The 19,774-nt window shown below is 59.1% G+C and carries 22 protein-coding genes, 1 tRNA gene and 1 rRNA gene; 2 read left to right on the top strand and 22 right to left on the bottom strand.

The window, feature by feature from the left end:
* Positions 1 to 13: 13 nt before the first annotated feature.
* The 15 genes from ispG to trmJ all read right to left on the bottom strand — a co-directional run bounded on the left by ispG (position 14) and on the right by trmJ (position 11,920).
* Complete coding sequence (gene ispG / locus HX812_RS29380) at positions 14 to 1,123, bottom strand: flavodoxin-dependent (E)-4-hydroxy-3-methylbut-2-enyl-diphosphate synthase (RefSeq protein ID WP_003175952.1); 1,110 nt, start codon at positions 1,121 to 1,123, stop codon at positions 14 to 16.
* A gap of 2 nt (positions 1,124 to 1,125) precedes the next feature.
* Positions 1,126 to 2,121: a RodZ family helix-turn-helix domain-containing protein gene (locus HX812_RS29375; RefSeq protein WP_038848802.1), complete on the bottom strand. Its 996-nt coding sequence runs from the start codon at positions 2,119 to 2,121 to the stop codon at positions 1,126 to 1,128.
* Complete coding sequence (gene pilW, locus HX812_RS29370; protein WP_038848804.1) at positions 2,121 to 2,879, bottom strand: type IV pilus biogenesis/stability protein PilW; 759 nt, start codon at positions 2,877 to 2,879, stop codon at positions 2,121 to 2,123. The genes HX812_RS29375 and pilW overlap by 1 nt, the downstream gene beginning before the upstream one ends.
* A 12-nt stretch (positions 2,880 to 2,891) precedes the next feature.
* Positions 2,892 to 4,040 (bottom strand): 23S rRNA (adenine(2503)-C(2))-methyltransferase RlmN, encoded by a 1,149-nt coding sequence (gene rlmN, locus HX812_RS29365; protein ID WP_177128146.1) that lies wholly within the window; start codon positions 4,038 to 4,040, stop codon positions 2,892 to 2,894.
* A gap of 29 nt (positions 4,041 to 4,069) precedes the next feature.
* Complete coding sequence (ndk, locus tag HX812_RS29360) at positions 4,070 to 4,495, bottom strand: nucleoside-diphosphate kinase (protein ID WP_003175956.1); 426 nt, start codon at positions 4,493 to 4,495, stop codon at positions 4,070 to 4,072.
* 92 nt (positions 4,496 to 4,587) lie between these two features.
* Positions 4,588 to 4,788: a Fe-S cluster assembly protein IscX gene (gene iscX / locus HX812_RS29355; RefSeq protein ID WP_016977667.1), complete on the bottom strand. Its 201-nt coding sequence runs from the start codon at positions 4,786 to 4,788 to the stop codon at positions 4,588 to 4,590.
* 14 nt (positions 4,789 to 4,802) lie between these two features.
* Complete coding sequence (gene fdx, locus HX812_RS29350) at positions 4,803 to 5,144, bottom strand: ISC system 2Fe-2S type ferredoxin (protein ID WP_015885743.1); 342 nt, start codon at positions 5,142 to 5,144, stop codon at positions 4,803 to 4,805.
* Positions 5,145 to 5,147: 3 nt separating this feature from the next.
* Entirely contained in the window at positions 5,148 to 7,010 is a 1,863-nt protein-coding gene (hscA, locus tag HX812_RS29345; protein ID WP_038848808.1) for a Fe-S protein assembly chaperone HscA, read from the bottom strand.
* A gap of 53 nt (positions 7,011 to 7,063) precedes the next feature.
* Positions 7,064 to 7,585 (bottom strand): co-chaperone HscB, encoded by a 522-nt coding sequence (hscB, locus tag HX812_RS29340; protein WP_038848811.1) that lies wholly within the window; start codon positions 7,583 to 7,585, stop codon positions 7,064 to 7,066.
* An 8-nt stretch (positions 7,586 to 7,593) separates the two neighbouring features.
* Positions 7,594 to 7,917 carry an iron-sulfur cluster assembly protein IscA gene (gene iscA, locus HX812_RS29335; RefSeq protein ID WP_003175963.1) on the bottom strand — a complete coding sequence of 108 codons (324 nt, stop codon included), beginning with the start codon at positions 7,915 to 7,917 and terminating at the stop codon, positions 7,594 to 7,596.
* Between the two features lie 28 nt (positions 7,918 to 7,945).
* Positions 7,946 to 8,332 (bottom strand): Fe-S cluster assembly scaffold IscU, encoded by a 387-nt coding sequence (gene iscU / locus HX812_RS29330; protein ID WP_028617851.1) that lies wholly within the window; start codon positions 8,330 to 8,332, stop codon positions 7,946 to 7,948.
* A gap of 99 nt (positions 8,333 to 8,431) precedes the next feature.
* Positions 8,432 to 9,646, bottom strand: coding sequence for an IscS subfamily cysteine desulfurase (locus HX812_RS29325; RefSeq protein WP_016971998.1), 1,215 nt, complete (start codon positions 9,644 to 9,646; stop codon positions 8,432 to 8,434).
* A gap of 50 nt (positions 9,647 to 9,696) precedes the next feature.
* Complete coding sequence (gene iscR, locus HX812_RS29320; RefSeq protein WP_003194020.1) at positions 9,697 to 10,188, bottom strand: Fe-S cluster assembly transcriptional regulator IscR; 492 nt, start codon at positions 10,186 to 10,188, stop codon at positions 9,697 to 9,699.
* Between the two features lie 176 nt (positions 10,189 to 10,364).
* A complete protein-coding gene (cysE, locus tag HX812_RS29315; RefSeq protein WP_033898636.1) occupies positions 10,365 to 11,147 on the bottom strand; it encodes a serine O-acetyltransferase in 783 nt (260 codons plus the stop codon).
* Between the two features lie 2 nt (positions 11,148 to 11,149).
* Positions 11,150 to 11,920: a tRNA (cytosine(32)/uridine(32)-2'-O)-methyltransferase TrmJ gene (gene trmJ / locus HX812_RS29310; RefSeq protein ID WP_092249224.1), complete on the bottom strand. Its 771-nt coding sequence runs from the start codon at positions 11,918 to 11,920 to the stop codon at positions 11,150 to 11,152.
* Between the two features lie 145 nt (positions 11,921 to 12,065).
* Between trmJ and suhB the strand changes: the two genes are divergently transcribed.
* Positions 12,066 to 12,881 (top strand): inositol-phosphate phosphatase, encoded by an 816-nt coding sequence (gene suhB / locus HX812_RS29305; RefSeq protein WP_003175971.1) that lies wholly within the window; start codon positions 12,066 to 12,068, stop codon positions 12,879 to 12,881.
* Between the two features lie 57 nt (positions 12,882 to 12,938).
* On the opposite strand, the gene HX812_RS29300 is transcribed toward suhB, so the two are convergent.
* The 6 genes from HX812_RS29300 to queA all read right to left on the bottom strand — a co-directional run bounded on the left by HX812_RS29300 (position 12,939) and on the right by queA (position 19,012).
* Positions 12,939 to 13,481, bottom strand: coding sequence for a glycine zipper 2TM domain-containing protein (locus HX812_RS29300; protein WP_010207894.1), 543 nt, complete (start codon positions 13,479 to 13,481; stop codon positions 12,939 to 12,941).
* Positions 13,482 to 13,604: 123 nt separating this feature from the next.
* Positions 13,605 to 14,519: a protein translocase subunit SecF gene (secF, locus tag HX812_RS29295; RefSeq protein ID WP_038848816.1), complete on the bottom strand. Its 915-nt coding sequence runs from the start codon at positions 14,517 to 14,519 to the stop codon at positions 13,605 to 13,607.
* A gap of 9 nt (positions 14,520 to 14,528) precedes the next feature.
* Positions 14,529 to 16,397, bottom strand: coding sequence for a protein translocase subunit SecD (gene secD / locus HX812_RS29290; protein ID WP_038848819.1), 1,869 nt, complete (start codon positions 16,395 to 16,397; stop codon positions 14,529 to 14,531).
* Positions 16,398 to 16,459: 62 nt separating this feature from the next.
* Positions 16,460 to 16,798, bottom strand: a complete 339-nt coding sequence (gene yajC, locus HX812_RS29285; RefSeq protein ID WP_003175975.1) for a preprotein translocase subunit YajC — start codon at positions 16,796 to 16,798, stop codon at positions 16,460 to 16,462.
* A 43-nt stretch (positions 16,799 to 16,841) separates the two neighbouring features.
* On the bottom strand, positions 16,842 to 17,957 hold the full coding sequence (gene tgt / locus HX812_RS29280) for a tRNA guanosine(34) transglycosylase Tgt (RefSeq protein WP_003175976.1): 1,116 nt from the start codon (positions 17,955 to 17,957) through the stop codon (positions 16,842 to 16,844).
* A 5-nt stretch (positions 17,958 to 17,962) separates the two neighbouring features.
* Positions 17,963 to 19,012, bottom strand: a complete 1,050-nt coding sequence (gene queA, locus HX812_RS29275) for a tRNA preQ1(34) S-adenosylmethionine ribosyltransferase-isomerase QueA (protein WP_016977658.1) — start codon at positions 19,010 to 19,012, stop codon at positions 17,963 to 17,965.
* Between the two features lie 108 nt (positions 19,013 to 19,120).
* Between queA and HX812_RS29270 the strand changes: the two genes are divergently transcribed.
* A tRNA-Leu gene (locus tag HX812_RS29270) sits at positions 19,121 to 19,205 on the top strand.
* A gap of 356 nt (positions 19,206 to 19,561) precedes the next feature.
* Here the strand turns inward: HX812_RS29270 and rrf are convergent.
* Positions 19,562 to 19,677, bottom strand: a 5S ribosomal RNA gene (gene rrf / locus HX812_RS29265).
* Positions 19,678 to 19,774: the final 97 nt, after the last annotated feature.

The raw sequence follows: 19,774 nt of genomic DNA, 5'->3' as shown, positions 1-19,774 counted from the left end.
TAAATTCGTTCAATCAGCCGCGCGCGATCAGCGCTGCGTCAGCCGCGACCTTTTCGGCCGCTTTCTCGCGGATCAGCTTTTCCAGCTCATCCACCAGATTGTCATTCGTCAACTTCTGCGACGGCTTGCCGTCGATGTAGATCAGGTTCGGCGTACCACCGGTCAGGCCCACATGGGCCTCTTTGGCCTCACCCGGCCCGTTGACCACACAGCCGATCACCGCAACATCCAGCGGCACCAGCAGGTCTTCAAGGCGCAATTCCAGATCGTTCATGGTTTTCACCACGTCGAAGTTCTGCCGCGAGCAGCTCGGGCAGGCAATGAAATTGATGCCACGGGAACGCAAACGCAGGGATTTGAGAATGTCGTAACCGACTTTCACTTCCTCTACAGGGTCTGCTGCCAGCGAGATGCGGATGGTATCGCCAATCCCTTCGGCGAGCAGCATACCGAGACCCACCGCAGATTTCACTGTGCCTGAGCGTAAACCGCCTGCTTCAGTGATACCCAGGTGCAGCGGCTGCACGATTTCCTTGGCCAACAGGCGGTAGGCTTCTACTGCCATGAACACGTCGGAGGCCTTTACGCTGACCTTGAAGTCCTGGAAATTCAGGCGTTCAAGGTGTTCAACATGGCGCAGCGCCGATTCAACCAGCGCCGCCGGAGTCGGTTCGCCGTATTTCTTTTGCAGGTCTTTTTCCAGGGAACCGGCGTTGACGCCGATACGGATTGGAATGCCACGGTCGCGGGCAGCATCAACCACCGCACGCACACGGTCTTCACGACCGATATTGCCCGGGTTGATACGCAGGCAGTCCACACCCAGTTCGGCCACGCGCAAAGCGATCTTGTAGTCGAAGTGAATGTCGGCAACCAATGGCACCTTGACCAGCTGCTTGATGCGGCCAAAGGCTTCGGCAGCGTCCATGTCCGGCACGGAGACGCGCACGATGTCCACGCCCGCAGCTTCCAGACGGTTGATCTGGGCAACGGTGGCGGCCACGTCATTGGTGTCGCTGTTGGTCATGCTTTGTACCGCGATGGGGGCATCGCCACCCACCGGCACCGAGCCGACCCAGATCTTGCGCGATACGCGACGTTTGATTGGAGATTCGCCGTGCATGACTATTGTCCCAACTTCAGGCGAGCGGTCTCGCCACTGGTGAACGGCGCCACGTCCACAGGCTGGCCGTTGTAGGCCACTTGCGCGCCACGGGCAAAGCCCAGACGCAGCGTCAAAGGAGGCTTGCCGCCCTGGTCGAGCGTATCTCCCTTACGCTTCAGACCGCTGAACAGCACTTTGCCGTTGCCATCGGTGACTTGCGTCCAGCAGTCAGCGACGAAGGTAATCTGTACACGGCCATCACCGGCGATCAACGCAGGGGTGGTGGGCGGGGAAATCGCAGGGGCTGTCGGCGTAGTTGTCGGCGCCTGCACGGGTGCGCCCGGGGTATGGGCCTGAGCAACCGGGGCAGCCGGAGTGTGGACCGGCGTAGCGGGTGTCGCAGGGGCCGGTACCGCAGCAGTCGCGGCTGGCGCAGTTTCCGGTGCTGGCTGATCGGTGGCCGCCGGTGCTTCAGGCGCAGCCTGGCTTTCGGCAACAGCCTGGTCTTCCGGCTCGTCCAGCGGATGAATCTGGGTGGTGCCGTCAGCGCTTTCGACCTCAACGTGCTCCATGGCGTTGCTGGTCAGGTCCTTGGTGCGCTGGGAGGTCTGGTCTTGCCACCAGACGAAACCGCCACCAATGACCGCGATCAGCAGCAACAGGCTGACAATGCGCAAAATCGTGTGGGAAACCCGCACTGGCTCTTCGATACGCCCCAGGCCGTGGACATTGCTGCCCTGGGAGTCGGTGCCGGTGAATTGGTCGAACTCCTGGACCAGTATGGCCTGGTCGATCCCCAGCAATTTGGCGTAGGCGCGGATATAGCCGCGGGCAAAGGTGTGCCCAGGCAGCTTATCGAACGCGCCAGCTTCCAGGTTGCCCAGGGACGTCGTGGTCAAATTGAGCTTGAGGGCCACTTCCGCCAGCGACCAACCATTGCTTTCGCGGGCCTGACGCAAGGTGTCGCCTGGGTTTACGCGATTAGCTGCTACAACTTCCGGGTGCGCCGCTTTCATCATTGCTCCGACAGGTATTGCTGATATTCCGGCGTACCGGGATAGAGTCGTTCGAGTTGCTGGCCAAAACGTGCGGCCGTGTCGCGTTCTTCATGAACCGTCGCCAGGCGCACACCGAGCAATAGACTACGTGCATTTTGCCCGCTGAGCAGGCTAAAACGCTCGTAATAGTCACGTGCCGGCACATAATGCCTGTCATCAAAGGATAACTCAGCCATTTCGAGCAACGCCCGAGGCTGGCGACCGTTCAAATGCAGGGCTTTTTCCAGTTGCTGGCGGGCGCTGTCGCGCTGACCGAGGCGCATCGAGGTCACCCCAAGGTTCTCGAACACCCGTGAACGCTCAGGATAGAGGGTATCGGCGCTGGCTTGCTGGAAATAAAGGGCAGCCTGGTCATAACGTTTCTGCTCGAACAGAAAGCTGCCGTAATTGTTCAGCAGCCGCGGGTCGGCAGGACGGGAGGCCAGGGCCTTGTGGAAATACTGTTCGGCCAGTTCAGGCTCGGCCTGGGCCTGAAACACCAGGGCCAGTGCGCCATTGGCGTCGGCATCGTCGCCGTCCAGCTCCAGCGCCTTTTTCAACGGCACCTTGGCTTGCTCGCTCATGCCTTGTTGCAGGTAACCCAAGCCCAGTTGCACATAGGCAACCCGCGCCTCGTCACGGCCTTTACCGGTTTGCAAAGGGCTCTCATGGCCCGATGAAACACAACCGGCCGCAAGACCGGTAACAAGCAAGAGCAGCGCAAGGCGCAAGGGCATAGAGATCCTCTCTCAGATTCGATTCACAGCAATCAGCGGTAAATCGTCAACGGCTTTCAACTCACGCCCGGCGATATAACGTTCGCTGCGGCGGGTACGGTCCATCACCTGCCCGACCAATTGACCACAGGCGGCATCGATGTCTTCACCACGGGTGGTGCGGACGGTGACGTTGTAGCCGGCCTGGTGCAGTTGATCCTGGAAACGGCGGATTGCGTTGTTGCTCGGCCGCTCGTAGCCAGAATGTGGAAACGGGTTAAACGGAATCAGGTTGATCTTGCACGGGGTGTTCTTGAGCAATTCGATCATCTCGACCGCGTGTTCGACCTTGTCGTTGATGTCCTTGAGCATGGTGTACTCAATGGTCAACACGCGTTTTTCGCCCAAGGTTGCCATGTAACGCTGGCAAGATTCGAGCAGCATCTTAAGCGGATACTTCTTGTTGATTGGCACCAATTGGTTACGCAATGCGTCATTCGGTGCATGCAGCGACAACGCCAGGGAGACGTCGATGTGCTTGGCCAGCTCATCGATCATCGGTACCACGCCGGAGGTCGACAGGGTTACACGGCGCTTGGAGATGCCGTAGCCCAGGTCGTCCATCATCAGGTGCATGGCCGCAATGACGTTGTCGAAGTTCAGCAGCGGCTCACCCATGCCCATCATCACCACGTTGGTGATGGCACGGTCGACGGTCGCCGGGACACTGCCAAAGGATTTGTTGGCAATCCACACCTGGCCGATGACTTCGGCGGCGGTGAGGTTGCTATTGAAGCCTTGCTTGCCGGTGGAGCAGAAACTGCAGTCCAGGGCACAGCCTGCCTGGGACGAAACGCACAAGGTGCCGCGTTTGCCCTGGGGAATGTACACGGTCTCGACGCAGCTGCCGGACGCCACGCGCACCACCCACTTACGGGTGCCGTCGCTGGAGATGTCCTCGCTGACCACTTCGGGACCACGCACTTCAGCAATGGCCTTGAGCTTGTCGCGCAGGGCCTTGCTGACGTTCGTCATGGCATCGAAATCATCGACACCAAAGTGGTGAATCCATTTCATTACCTGACCGGCACGGAAACGCTTCTCCCCGATTGAGTCGAAGAATTTCTCCATTTCCGGCTGAGTCAGACCCAGCAGGTTGGTTTTAACAGTCGATGTAGTCATGGATTCACCCTCACTCTTTAAGCCGATGCTTAGCGAGCGGTTACTTCAGTAGCAGCGAAAAAGTACGAGATTTCGCGAGCAGCGGCAGCTTCGGAGTCCGAGCCGTGTACAGCGTTGGCGTCGATGGATTCAGCGAAGTCAGCACGGATGGTGCCGGCAGCCGCTTCTTTAGGGTTGGTAGCGCCCATCAGCTCACGGTTCAGAGCGATAGCGTTTTCGCCTTCCAGAACCTGAACAACAACAGGACCGGAGATCATGAAGGCAACCAGGTCGCCGAAGAAACCACGAGCGCTGTGCTCAGCGTAGAAGCCTTCAGCTTCAGCCTTGGACAGTTGCTTGAGTTTCGAAGCTACAACCTTCAGGCCGGCTTTTTCGAAACGAGTGGTGATCTCGCCGATGACGTTTTTTGCAACAGCGTCAGGCTTGATGATGGAGAAAGTACGTTGAACAGCCATGGTGTAACTCCAGAAACGGTAATTTACGAAAAATTAAACCCGCGAATTATACGCGGGTTATTGGGTATTGCCTAACTGCGTAAAGGGAGGCGTCAGTCCTGTTCTTCTTTCCAGGCAGTCTGGATAGCTTCCAGAACCTTCTCACCGCCGCGATCACGCTCATCTTCGAACCCTGGCAACGCCATGACCATGTCACGCAAAGCTACAAAGTTCAGGGAGTAAGGATCCAGATCCGGGTTGGCATCCGCCAACAGGATAGCGATCTCTTGCACATCAACCCATTTAAGACTCATGACACTTCCTTGAATCAATGCGGCGCTTCGGCGGCGTGGTTGAGGGAATATTTCGGAATTTCGACAGTGATGTCTTCCGTGCCGACCTTTGCCTGACAGCTTAGACGCGAAGTCGCCTCAAGGCCCCATGCGCGGTCGAGAAAGTCCTCCTCCAGCTCATCAGCCTCTTCAAGGCTGTTGAAGCCCTCGCGGATGACGCAGTGGCACGTGGTGCAAGCGCACACACCGCCGCAGGCGCTTTCGATCTCGATGTGGTTGTCATGGGCAACTTCGAGGATGGACTTGCCGGTCTCAGCCTCCACGACCATACCGTCCGGGCAATGCTCGGCGTGTGGCAGAAAAATGACCTGCGGCATTAATTATTCCTCGATTTCATTCAGGTTGCGTCCCGCCAGGGCGGCTTTGACCGTCTGGTCCATACGACGGGCGGCAAAAGCATCGGTCACTTGCGACAGGCGCTTGGTCTGTTGCTCGATGGCATAACCATCGTCGCCTTTCATCAGTTCGGCCAGTTCCTGCATCTGCAGGTCAATGACCATGCGCTCTTCGGCATCCAACAGGCGCTCGCCGTCAGCATCCAGGGCGCCCTGCACCGCTTCGAGCAGGCGCTGGGCGTCGACTTGCTGCTCACGCAATACACGGGCGACCTTGTCGTCACCGGCATATTGGAACGAGTCCTTGAGCATCTTGGCGATTTCACCGTCGGTGAGGCCGTAGGACGGCTTGACCTGGATGCTCGCCTCAACGCCTGAACCCAGCTCACGCGCGGCCACATTCAACAGGCCATCGGCGTCGACCTGGAAGGTCACGCGGATCTTCGCCGCACCCGCGACCATCGCCGGGATACCGCGCAATTCAAAACGCGCCAGGGAGCGGCAGTCGCTGATCAGCTCGCGCTCACCTTGCAGCACGTGGATCATCATGGCCGTCTGGCCATCTTTGTACGTGGTGAAGTCCTGGGCGCGGGCGACGGGGATGGTGGTGTTGCGTGGAATCACCTTCTCCATCAAGCCGCCCATGGTTTCCAGTCCCAAGGACAGCGGAATCACGTCGAGCAGCAGCAATTCGCCGCCGTCGCGCTTGTTGCCCGCCAGGGTATCGGCCTGGATTGCAGCGCCAATGGCGACCACTTGATCCGGGTCGATTTCAGTCAGCGGCTGGCGACCGAACGCTTCAGCAACGGCTTCACGCACGCGCGGCACACGGGTGGAGCCACCGACCATGACCACGGCGCCGACGTCTTCCAACTCGATACCGGAGTCACGCACGGCACGGCGGCAAGCTTTCAGGCTGCGGGCAACCATCGGTTCGATCAACGCATCAAAGGCTTCGCGCGTCAGTTGGGCCGACCAGGTGCCGTAGGAAACTCCAACGGTTGCAGCCTCCGTCAGCGCTTCCTTGGCGGCGCAGGCGGTTTGCAGCAGGTTACGCTGCGCGCCCGGATCCAGATCGGCCGACAAACCGGCGCTGCTGATGATCCAGCCCGCAATGGCGTGGTCGAAGTCATCGCCGCCCAGGGCGCTGTCGCCACCGGTGGCCAGCACTTCGAAGACGCCGCCGGTCAGGCGCAGGATCGAAATATCAAAGGTACCGCCGCCTAGGTCGTAAATAGCGACAAGGCCTTCTGCGTGCTGGTCGAGGCCATAAGCCACGGCCGCCGCAGTCGGCTCATTGAGCAGGCGCAGCACATTCAGGCCGGCGAGTTTCGCCGCATCCTTGGTGGCTTGGCGCTGCGCGTCGTCGAAATAAGCCGGAACGGTGATCACCGCACCAACCAGTTCGCCACCCAGGGTTTTTTCCGCGCGCTGGCGCAGCACCTTGAGGATATCGGCCGACACTTCCACCGGGCTTTTCGGGCCCTGGATGGTGTCGATGAACGGCATGTGGGATTCACCGCCGACAAAGCGATACGGCAGCTGGTCGCCCAATTGCTTGACGTCGGACAGACCACGACCCATCAAGCGCTTGACCGACAACACGGTATTCAGAGGATCGGTAGACGCCGCCAACTTGGCCGACTCACCGACTTCAGTGCGATCAGCGTGGTAGCGCACGGCAGACGGCAGGATCACCTGCCCGTCAGCGTCGGGCAACGGCTCGGACAGGCCGCTGCGCAAGGCAGCAACCAGGGAATTGGTGGTGCCCAGGTCAATCCCGACCGCCAGGCGACGCTGGTGCGGTTGAGGGCTTTGGCCGGGTTCGGCGATTTGCAGTAGGGCCATGGTAATCAGGTCTTATCTGTCTATCAGGCGTGCATCACGGGCAGCACACGGGGTTAATCGTCGAGGCGCTCTTCTAGCTGGCGCACTTCGTAGGTGAGCTTGTCGAGGAACTGCATGCGCCGCATCAGGCGTTCGGCCTGTTCACGTTGCGCTGCATCATCCCAACAAGCTGCGAAGCTTTCGTTGAGCTCATCCTGGGCCGTTTTCAGACGACGCTTGAAGACCGCGACGCCAGCAAGATCGGCTTCGTCCTGCAAGTCTTCAAGTTCTTCGCGCCACTGCATCTGTTGCATCAGGAAGTCGGGATCGTGAACCGTGACTTCCAGCGGCAACTCTCCACCGTTCATCGCGAGCAGATAACGCGCGCGCTTGGGCGGATTTTTCAGGGTCTGATAGGCCTCGTTGAGGCTGGCCGACTTCTCCAGAGCAACGCGTTGCTCGCGCTCGGAGGCGTCAGCAAAACGGTCTGGATGCACCCCACGCGCCAATTCTCGGTAGCGCGTGGCAAGCTGCTCAAGGTCCAGGCGAAAGCTCGGCTGCAGCTCGAATAAAGCGAAATGACAAGGAGTACCCACGAATAGCCTCAGATGTTGAAGCTTTCGCCGCAGCCACATTCACCGCGCACGTTGGGGTTGTTGAACTTGAAGCCTTCGTTCAACCCTTCCTTGACGAAATCGAGTTCGGTGCCGTCCAGGTAAGTCAGGCTTTTAGGGTCGATGATCACTTTCTCGCCGTGACTTTCGAACACCTGGTCTTCCGCAACCACCTCGTCGACAAACTCCAGCACGTAGGCAAGGCCGGAGCAGCCTGTGGTGCGAACACCCAGGCGAATCCCCTCACCTTTACCGCGCCCATTCAGGGAGCGGCGAATGTGCTGTGCAGCCGCTTCTGTCATGCTGATAGCCATCGTTGACTCCTTACTCGTCGCCAAATGCTTAGATCAAGCCTTTCTTCTGCTTGTAGTCGCGAACGGCCGCCTTGATGGCGTCTTCTGCGAGTACCGAGCAGTGGATTTTCACTGGCGGCAGGGCCAGCTCTTCGGCCAGCTGGGTGTTGCTGATGGTGACAGCCTCATCCAGGGTCTTGCCTTTCATCCATTCGGTCGCCAGGGAGCTGGAGGCGATGGCGGAACCGCAGCCGTAGGTCTTGAACTTGGCATCTTCGATAACGCCAGCGTCGTTGACCTTGATCTGCAGGCGCATCACATCGCCGCACGCCGGGGCGCCGACCATGCCGGTGCCGACATCTGGGTCTTCCGCGTCCATCTTGCCGACGTTGCGCGGGTTTTCGTAGTGGTCGATGACCTTTTCGCTGTAAGCCATGGTACTGAATCCTCACTCATCAGGGCCGCTCTGGAACCCTGTAGAAACGCCTGCGTTTTCCGCCACGTTGCTACAGAGCTGGGGTGGCGGCTTCTATAGTTAGTGTGCCGCCCACTCGATCTTGGAAATATCGACGCCGTCTTTGTACATGTCCCACAGCGGCGACAGAACGCGCAGCTTGTTGACGGCTTCGCAGACTTTTTGCGCGGCGTAGTCGACTTGTTCTTCGGTGGTGAAGCGGCCGAACGTAAAGCGGATCGAGCTGTGCGCCAGTTCGTCGTTGCGGCCCAGGGCGCGCAGTACGTACGAAGGCTCAAGGGACGCCGAGGTGCAGGCCGAACCGGACGAAACCGCCAGGTCCTTGAGCGCCATGATCAGCGACTCGCCTTCAACGTAGTTGAAGCTCAAATTCAGGTTGTGCGGTACACGGGCGGTCATGCTGCCGTTGATGTACAGCTCTTCAAGGCCTTCGACCTGCTTATAGAAGCGGTCGCTCAGGGCTTTGATGCGGATGTTTTCGGCAGCCATGTCTTCCTTGGCTACGCGGAAGGCTTCGCCCATGCCGACGATCTGGTGGGTCGCCAGGGTGCCCGAACGCATGCCGCGCTCGTGACCGCCGCCGTGCATGGTGGCTTCGATGCGCACGCGAGGCTTGCGGCTCACGTACAGGGCGCCGATGCCTTTAGGGCCGTAGGTCTTGTGGGCAGAGAACGACATCAGGTCGACTTTCAGCTTCGACAGGTCGATGTCGACCTTGCCGGTGGACTGAGCAGCGTCGACGTGCAGCAGGATGCCCTTCGAGCGAGTCAGCTCGCCGATGGCCGCGATGTCGTTGATGGTGCCGATTTCGTTGTTCACGTGGATCACGGAAACCAGAATGGTGTCTTCACGCAGGGCCGCTTCGATCATGGCCGGGGTGACGATACCGTCGGTGGTTGGCTCAAGGTAGGTGACCTCGAAACCTTCACGTTCCAGTTGGCGCATGGTGTCGAGGACAGCCTTGTGCTCAATCTTGGTGGTGATCAGGTGTTTGCCCTTGGTCGCGTAGAAATGCGCCGCGCCCTTGATAGCCAGGTTGTCGGACTCGGTAGCACCGGAGGTCCAGACGATTTCACGCGGGTCTGCGCCAACCAGGTCAGCGACCTGGCGACGAGCGTTTTCGACCGCTTCCTCGGCTTTCCAGCCGAATACGTGGGAACGGGAGGCCGGGTTACCGAAGTTTCCGTCAACCAGCAGGCATTCGCTCATCTTTTGCGCGACACGCGGATCAACCGGGGTGGTCGCTGAGTAATCAAGGTAAATCGGCAATTTCATGGACTTTCTCCTAAATCAGGCTGGCTGGCGTGCCGTTAGCTCTTCGGCTGTCACTCGACGGCGGACGCTTCGATCTTGTCCAGACGCGGCGCCTTGGTGTTGCAACGGCGCTGGTCCTGACGCTGGGCTACTTCTTGCACCTCACGGCGAGTCACAAGATCAGCCAAGCTGATACCACTCAAAAACTCATGGATCTGCAGGCTCAAGTCACACCACAGGTGGTGTGTGAGGCAGGTGTCGCCGGCGTGGCAGTCACCCAGGCCCTGGCATTTGGTAGCGTCGACGGATTCGTTGACCGCATCGATCACCTGAGCCACTTGGATACCCTGCATGTCGCGGGACAACTGATAGCCGCCGCCTGGACCGCGAACACTGGAAACCAGGTTGCTACGACGCAATTTGGCGAACAGTTGCTCGAGATAGGACAGGGAAATGCCTTGGCGCTCGGAGATATCGGCCAGGGACACCGGCCCAGTTTGCGCATGCAAAGCCAGGTCGAGCATGGCAGTCACCGCGTATCGGCCTTTTGTAGTCAGTCTCATGGACAAGTACCAAGGTGTTTCAGAATGGGGGCAAGTATGCGATTCCCGAGTATTTAAGTCAACTATAAGACCTAGTACTTTAGTCAGGATTACCCGTAAAAAGGGCGCGCGAATCATAGCAGGATGGGGTGGGATCGACCAGCGCAACCGGGGCTGCGCCGATCAACAGCAAACACTTAGCCTGCCTTGGTGGAGGCTTCGTCCTTGATTTCGGCGAAGTCTTCTTCGCGAAGCTCCGGCAGATCTTTCGCACAGTAGGGGCTGCCCAAGTCCTTCAACGCGCCGCACATGCCGTCCAGCTTGCCATCTACTGCCTGAAGGTGATCCAGCAACTGGCCAATGGCGCGCGCCACGGGGTCGGGCATGTCTTCGCTGACGCCATAGGCATCGAAGCCAATCTTCTCAGCCATGGCCTTGCGCTTGGCTTCCTGCTCGTCGCCAACTTCCGGCTTGACGATGATCCGCCCAGGAATACCCACAACGGTTGCACCCGGCGGCACAGCTTTGGTTACTACCGCATTGGAGCCGACCTTGGCGCCCGCGCCGACGGTGAACGGGCCAAGCACCTTGGCCCCCGCCCCGACCACCACGCCATCACCCAAGGTTGGGTGGCGCTTGCCCTTGTTCCAACTGGTGCCGCCAAGCGTCACGCCCTGGTAAAGGGTCACGTCATCGCCGATCTCGGCAGTCTCGCCAATCACGATGCCCATGCCATGGTCGATGAAGAAGCGACGGCCGACCTTGGCGCCTGGATGAATCTCGATCCCAGTCAGCCAGCGACCGAAGTTCGACACTAACCGCGCCAGCCATTTCCAGCCCATGCCCCACAAAGCACCGGACAGGCGATGGATCCAGATGGCGTGCATGCCTGGGTAGCAGGTCAGCACTTCAAAGGCGTTGCGCGCCGCCGGGTCACGGTGGAAAACACTCTGGATATCTTCTCGCAAACGCTCGAACATTTTTAATCCTTCCGCTTAAGAAGCTCGCCACGGGCCGCTTTCTGGGTTTCCGTGAGGATGCCACGCAATATATTCATTTCAGCCCGGCTGACCGAGCTACGTCCGTAAAGACGACGCAGGCGTGCCATCAAGTGCCGTGGCTTTTCCGGATCGAGGAACTCAATGGCCACCAGGGTTTGCTCCAGGTGCTCATAAAACCGCTCCAGCTCGTCCATGGTGGCCAACTCGCCACTTTTGGTCGACGCGACCTCGTCCTTCTCAACCTTGCTCGGCTGACCCGCAGCGGCCAGCCAAGCCATACGCACTTCGTAGGTCAATACCTGCACCGCCGCCCCGAGGTTCAGCGAGCTGAATTCAGGGTCTGATGGGATGTGCACGTGGTAATGACATCGCTGCAGCTCTTCATTGGTCAGGCCGGAGTCTTCACGGCCAAATACCAAGGCGATTTCAGCGCCGCCGGCAGCCTCCTCGACCACTTTGGTGCCGCACTCACGCGGATCCAGCAAGGGCCAGGGGATACGACGGTCGCGGGCACTGGTGCCGAGCACCAGGTTGCAGCCGACCAAGGCATCTTCCAGGGTGGCGACGACCTGGGCTTTTTCAAGGAGGTCATTGGCGCCGGATGCGCGGGCATCGGCCTCGTGGTGCGGGAACACGCGCGGGTCTACCAGCACCAGACGCGTCAGCCCCATGTTTTTCATGGCTCGCGCCACCCCGCCGATGTTGCCGGGATGACTGGTATTGACCAAGACGACACGAATGTTTTGCAGCAAGGGAGGCGCTCTCGGACACGGGAAAGGGGAGCAAATCTTACAGAACAGCCTAAGGTTATGCCATGAAAGCTAACGTCGTCCTTCACCTGAAGAAAGTTTCTGCTAGAATGCTCGGCTTTCTTTAACAACCTTAGGTGACACATCCATGCAGCCCATGCTGAATATCGCGCTGCGCGCCGCCCGCAGCGCCAGTGAATTGATCTTCCGCTCCATCGAGCGCCTGGATACCATCAAGGTCGACGAAAAAGACGCCAAGGATTATGTATCCGAGGTGGATCGCGCCGCCGAACAGAAAATCATCGACGCGCTGCGCAAGGCCTACCCTACCCATGGCATCCTCGGCGAAGAAACCGGTTTGCACAAAGGGAGCGGTGAAGGCGAAGACTATCTGTGGATCATCGACCCACTGGATGGCACCACCAACTTCCTGCGCGGCATCCCGCACTTTGCCGTGAGCATTGCGTGCAAATACCGTGGTCGCCTGGAACACGCCGTGGTTCTGGACCCAGTTCGCCAGGAAGAATTCACCGCAAGCCGTGGCCGTGGCGCCCAGCTGAATGGTCGTCGCCTGCGCGTCAGCGGTCGCACCAGCCTGGACGGCGCCCTGCTGGGCACCGGCTTCCCGTTCCGGGACGATCAGATGGACAACCTGGAAAACTACCTGGGCATGTTCCGCGCCCTGGTTGGCCAGACTGCCGGCATCCGTCGCGCGGGCGCAGCGAGCCTGGACCTGGCTTACGTTGCCGCTGGTCGCTTCGATGCGTTCTGGGAGTCGGGCCTGTCCGAGTGGGACATGGCTGCGGGCGCGCTACTGATCCAGGAAGCGGGCGGTTTGGTGAGCGACTTCACCGGCGGTCACGATTTCCTTGAGAAAGGCCACGTGGTTGCGGGCAACACCAAATGCTTCAAGGCAGTCCTGACGGCGATCCAGCCGCACCTGCCGGCTTCGCTGAAGCGCTAAGCGAGCGAGCACAAAAAAGCACCCCAAGGGGTGCTTTTTTTATGCCTGTAGAACCGGTTACTGCTGGTTCTGACCCAGGATCAAACGACCTTCTTTGTCGACTGGAATCTGGCTGCCTGGGTCGCGCTCCATACGCACCGAACCTTCCTTGCCATCCAGGTTGTAACGCACGTCATACCCGACCACCTTGTCACTGATGTCGTTAACGGTGTTACAACGGGTTTGCGTGGTGGTGTAGGTGTCACGGTTCTGCATGCCTTCCTGAACCTTGTTACCGGCATAACCACCACCGACAGCACCGGCCACTGTGGCCAGCTTCTTACCGTTACCACCACCGATCTGGTTGCCCAGCAAGCCACCCGCCAGGGCACCTACGACCGTACCGGCGATTTGATGCTGATCCTGCACCGGACGCTGCCGGGTCACGGTGACGTCCTTGCAGACCTCACGGGGAGTTTTTATCTGGGTTTTAACCGGCTGCACCGCCAGCACTTGCGCATACTCAGGGCCGCTTTTTACCAGGCTGTAGGTGGCAACAGCACCCCCGGCAGTCACACCGACAGCACCCAATACCGCACCAACCAGCAACGACTTGTTCACGTGAACCTCCTGACCATCACAAGCGGACCGAAACGTCCGCGCTATACCCAGCCTTGGAGCAAAAAAAAAGGCGCGAGTTCAATACTCGCGCCTTTCTTGTCTCAGCGGATCAACAAACGCCCATCAAGGACGGTCGTCGACCTCCTTGCCAGTGCTGGCCGGAGGGATCAGGTCTTCGCTGTTCAGGTTCAGCCAGATCAGTACCACGTTGGCGATGTAGATCGACGAGTAGGTACCCGCCAGAACGCCGATGAACAGCGCCAGGGAGAAGCCCCACAGGTTGTCACCACCGAAGATCATAAGCGCTGCGATCGCCAGCAAGGTGGAGATCGATGTGGCCATGGTCCGCAGCAGAGTCTGGGTGGTGGAGATGTTGATGTTCTCGATCAGCGACGCCTTGCGCAGTACACGGAAGTTCTCGCGAACCCGGTCAAATACCACGATGGTGTCGTTGAGGGAGTAACCAATGATCGCCAGCACGGCCGCCAGTACGGTCAGGTCGAAGGTCACCTGGAAGTACGCCAGGATGCCCACGGTCACGATCACGTCGTGGATCAGCGACACGATGGCGCCGACACCGAACTTCCACTGAAAGCGGAACGCCAGGTAGATCATGATACCGACCAGCGCCAGAAGCATGCCGAGGCCGCCCTGGTCGCGCAGCTCTTCACCGACCTGCGGGCCTACGAACTCGACGCGCTTGACCGATGCCGGGTTGTCGCCGCCGACCTTCTGCAAGGCCTCGGCTACCTGGTGACCCAGTTGCGGGTCTTCTCCTGGCATACGCACCAGCAGGTCGGTGGTCGCACCAAAACTCTGCACGACGGCTTCGTGATAGCCGGCCTTGACCAGCTCATTGCGCACCAGGGTCACATCGGCCGGCTTCTCGTAGGTCAGCTCGATGAGCGTACCGCCAGTGAAGTCCAGACCGTAGTTCAGGCCCTTATGGAACCAGCTGAACAACGCCAGAACGGTAAGGAGCACGGTGACGCCGAACGCAACGTTGCGAACGCCCATGAAGTTGATTGTACGTAACATGGCAGCCCCTTAAATCCACAACTTCTTGAAGTCACGCCCGCCAAAGATCAGGTTGACCATTGCGCGGGTCACCATGATGGCCGTGAACATCGAGGTAAAGATACCGAGGGACATGGTCACCGCAAAACCTTTGACCGGGCCGGTGCCCATGGCAAAGAGAATCCCGCCGACCAACAGTGTGGTCAGGTTGGAGTCGAGAATCGCGGTAAATGCCCGGCCGAAGCCTTCGTTGATTGCACGCTGTACGGTCATGCCCGCCGCGATCTCTTCACGGATCCGCGAGAAGATCAGTACGTTGGCGTCTACCGCCATACCCATGGTGAGTACGATACCGGCGATACCTGGCAGGGTCAGCGTAGCGCCCAGCAGCGACATCAGGGCCAGCAACATGACCATGTTGCCCGCCAGGGCCACGGTGGCGATGATGCCGAAGAAGCGGTAGATGGCGATGATGAACAGGGACACGAACAGCATGCCCCACAAGGCCGCGTCGATACCCTTGGTGATGTTGTCGGCGCCCAGGCTCGGACCGATGGTACGCTCTTCAGCGAAGTACATCGGGGCAGCCAGGCCACCGGCACGCAGCAGCAGCGCCAGTTCCGAGGATTCGCCCTGGCCGTTCAGGCCGGTGATACGGAATTGAGCACCGAGCGGCGACTGGATGGTCGCCAGGCTGATGATCTTCTTCTCTTCCTTGAAGGTCTGTACCGGCACGTCTTTTTCGACACCGTTGACCATTTGCTTGGTGTAGGTGGTCACCGGGCGTTGCTCGATGAAGATCACCGCCATGCTGCGACCGACGTTGCTGCGCGTGGCGCGGCTCATCAGTTCGCCGCCATGACCATCCAGGCGGATGTTCACTTCAGGGGTACCGTGCTCGCCGAAACCAGCCTTGGCGTCAGTCACCTGGTCACCGGTGATGATCAAGCCACGCTCGATCAGCGCTGGAGGACGGTTGCCTTCACGGAACTCGAATTCTTCGGCAGTCGCACGGGTAGCACCCGGCTCAGCCGCCAGACGGAATTCCAGGTTGGCGGTTTTACCCAGGATACGCTTGGCTTCAGCAGTGTCCTGTACGCCCGGCAGCTCAACCACGATGCGGTTGGCACCCTGGCGCTGAACGATCGGCTCGGCTACACCCAGTTCGTTGACGCGGTTACGGACCGTGGTCAAGTTCTGCTTGATGGAGTATTCGCGGATTTCCGCAATCTTCGCCGGGCTCATCGCCAGACGCAGCACAGCCTGGCCATTCAGGTCAGCCGGCACGATATCGAAATCGTTGAAATTTTTACGGATCAGCGCACGGGCCTGTTCACGAGAAGCCTCATCAGAGAAGCCCAACTGAATGGCACCGTTGAGCTGCGGCAGGCTGCGATAACGCAGGCGCTCTTTACGCAGCAGGCTCTTCACATCGCCTTCGTAGACTTTCAGGCGGGCGTCGAGGGCTTTGTCCATGTCGACTTCCAACAGGAAGTGCACACCACCGGACAAGTCCAGACCCAGCTTCATCGGGTGCGCGCCAATGCTGCGCAGCCATTGTGGCGTGGTCTGTGCCAGGTTGAGTGCGACGACGTAGTCGTCACCCATGGCCTTGCGCACGACGTCTTTGGCCGGCAATTGGTCTTCTTGCTTGGTCAGGCGCAACAAACCGCCTTTCGCATCAGCAGCCAATGTTGCCGCCTTGACCTGGATACCCGCGTCAGTGAGCGCTTTGCTCGCGCGTTCCAGATCGGCCTGATTGACCTGCAGCGAAGTACTGGCGCCAGTGATCTGGATCGCCGGGTCATCAGGATAGAGATTGGGAGCGGAATAAATAAAACCGATCGCCAGCACCGCCAGGATCAGTACGTATTTCCACAGAGGGTATTTGTTCAGCATCACGCCGCCCGCTTATAACGCGGGGCGCCTTGCGCGCCCCGTCGATTGGTAAAGGTTGTTACTCAGATCGCTTTGAGCGTGCCTTTTGGCAGCGTGGCGGCGATGGCGCCCTTCTGGAACTTCATTTCTACGGTGTCGGAAACTTCCAGTACCACGAAAGCATCGGAAACCTTGGTGATCTTGCCAGCGATGCCGCCGGTGGTCACAACTTCGTCACCTTTCTGCAGGCTGCCCAGCAGATTTTTCTGCTCTTTGGCACGCTTGGCCTGTGGGCGCCAGATCATCAGGTAGAAGATGACCAGGAAGCCGACCAGGAAAATCCACTCGAAACCACCGCCCATAGGGCCGGCGGCAGCAGGCGCAGCGGCATCAGCCATGGCGTTAGAGATAAAAAAGCTCATTTAGCACTCCAGTTGCAAATAGTGAATCTTAGGGTCGGAAAACTCAGTCCAAGGGCGGCACAGGAAGCCCGCGCTTGGCATAGAAGGCATCGACGAAGGCGGCCAATGTACCCTGTTGAATAGCCTCGCGCAAACCAGCCATCAGGACTTGGTAGTGACGCAAATTGTGGATGGTATTCAACATGCTACCCAGCATTTCCCCACACTTGTCCAGATGGTGCAGATAAGCACGGGAGAAGTTCTGGCAGGTGTAGCAATCACAGGTGGGATCCAGCGGCGAATCATCATGGCGATGGAACGCGTTACGGATCTTCAGCACGCCTGTATCGATGAACAGATGCCCATTGCGGGCATTACGGGTTGGCATCACGCAATCGAACATGTCCACACCGCGGCGCACACCCTCTACGAGATCTTCCGGTTTGCCAACGCCCATAAGGTAACGAGGTTTGTCAGCCGGCATCAGGCCCGGCAGGTAATCCAGCACCTTGATCATTTCGTGCTTGGGCTCGCCCACCGACAAACCGCCGATGGCCAGGCCGTCAAAGCCGATTTTGTCGAGGCCTTCCAGCGAGCGTTTGCGCAGGCTTTCGTGCATGCCGCCCTGGACAATACCGAACAGCGCAGCGGTGTTGTCGCCGTGGGCATTCTTCGAACGCTGGGCCCAACGCAGGGACAACTCCATGGAAATTCGTGCGACGTCTTCGTCAGCCGGGTAAGGCGTGCACTCGTCGAAAATCATCACGATGTCGGAACCCAGGTCGCGCTGCACCTGCATCGACTCTTCCGGCCCCATGAACACCTTGGAACCGTCCACCGGCGAGGCGAAGGTCACGCCCTCCTCCTTGATCTTGCGCATGGCGCCCAGGCTGAACACCTGGAAACCACCCGAATCGGTCAGGATCGGGCCTTGCCACTTCATGAAGTCATGCAGGTCGCCGTGCTTCTTGATCACTTCCGTGCCCGGGCGCAGCCACAGGTGGAAGGTGTTGCCGAGGATGATCTCGGCGCCGGTGGCGACGATGTCGCGCGGCAGCATGCCCTTGACGGTGCCGTAGGTGCCAACCGGCATGAAGGCCGGGGTCTCGACGGTGCCGCGCGGGAAGGTCAGGCGACCGCGTCGGGCCTTGCCGTCAGTGGCCAGCAGTTCAAACGACATACGACTCATGATTGTTCCTCTGGGCCGCGTGGCGCCGGGTTACGGGTGATAAACATCGCATCACCGTAGCTGAAAAAACGGTACTCGTTGGCGATGGCGGCTTGATAAGCGGCCATGGTTTCCGGGTAACCGGCAAATGCCGACACCAGCATCAACAGCGTAGATTCGGGCAAATGGAAGTTGGTCACCAGGCAATCGACCACATGGAAGGGCCGGCCTGGGAAGATAAAGATATCGGTGTCGCCGCTGAACGGCTTGAGCACGCCGTCACGCGCCGCGCTTTCCAACGAGCGCACGCTGGTGGTTCCCACGGCGACTACTCGCCCACCACGCGCCTTGCACGCCGCGACAGCGTCCACGACGTCCTGGCTGACCTCCAACCACTCGCTGTGCATATGGTGGTCTTCGATGTTATCCACACGTACCGGCTGAAACGTACCGGCCCCCACGTGCAGGGTCACATAGGCGGTCTCGACGCCCTTGGCGGCAATCGCATCCAGCAGCGGCTGATCGAAGTGCAGGCCCGCAGTCGGCGCGGCAACGGCGCCGAGGCGCTGGGAGTACACCGTCTGATAGCGTTCGCGGTCCGAGTCTTCGTCGGGGCGGTCTATATAGGGCGGCAACGGCATATGGCCGACGCGCTCCAGCAGCGGCAATACCTCTTCGGCAAACTTGAGTTCGAACAGCGCATCATGACGCGCAACCATCTCGGCTTCGCCACCGCCATCGATGAGGATGCTGGAACCCGGCTTCGGCGACTTGCTGGAGCGCACGTGAGCCAGTACGCGATGACTGTCCAGCACCCGCTCCACCAGAATTTCCAGCTTGCCGCCGGAAGCTTTCTGGCCAAACAGCCGCGCCGGAATCACCCGGGTATTGTTGAACACCATCAGATCGCCTGGGCGCAAATGCTCAAGCAAATCAGTGAATTGACGGTGTGCGAGGGCGCCACTCACCCCGTCCAGGGTCAGCAGTCGACTGGCGCGACGCTCGGCCAAAGGATGGCGAGCGATCAGCGAATCAGGGAGTTCAAAAGTAAAGTCAGCAACGCGCATGATGGAGTTCGTCTAGCAGGGCCGGGAAGTCTAGCGGAAATAGTGAAAATTGACCATGAAAGGTGATTGACCAACGGTAATCTCATCTCTATACTTCGCCGCCATTGAGCCCTGATGGCGGAATTGGTAGACGCGGCGGATTCAAAATCCGTTTTCGAAAGGAGTGGGAGTTCGAGTCTCCCTCGGGGCACCATCTTAAAAAAGACCTTGAAATTCAAGGTCTTTTTTTTCGTCTGTAGAAAAGTGCGTCACCTGCAAAGTTGCTCTTTTGTGAGCGGTGCACCATTCCAAGCCCCTCTCCAGGCGCGCTCTGACGCGCCCTGTCAGCGCAATGCTCGCTTACCATTCATCGCGCGCCCATGTGCCTCTAGAAGCTACTGGAGAGCGCTCAGCGTATTTGAGTGCCTGCGCTGCTGCCCCTTATAAAAAACCCTTACTAATGCAGAGCTGAAAACGCCTATGGAAGCGGTCACTCCGGGCTTTTCGGGACTTTTCGCCCGCCCAAAACAAAACCCCATCTGCTTTCGCAAACGGGGTTTCGGAATTTAATCTTGACGATGACCTACTCTCACATGGGGAAACCCCACACTACCATCGGCGATGCATCGTTTCACTGCTGAGTTCGGGATGGGATCAGGTGGTTCCAATGCTCTATGGTCGTCAAGAAATTCGGGTACTGAGTCGCGGCATGTGCCTCGCTTCAGCAAATTGGGTATGTGACAGCTTTCGGTGTTTTGTGAGGTTCGAACTTTTGGTTCTATC

The sequence above is a fragment of the Pseudomonas sp. IPO3749 genome, assembly GCF_013386605.1.
Classification (GTDB): Bacteria; Pseudomonadota; Gammaproteobacteria; order Pseudomonadales; family Pseudomonadaceae; genus Aquipseudomonas; species Aquipseudomonas azotoformans_A.
This window is presented reverse-complemented; position numbering and strand designations above follow the sequence as displayed.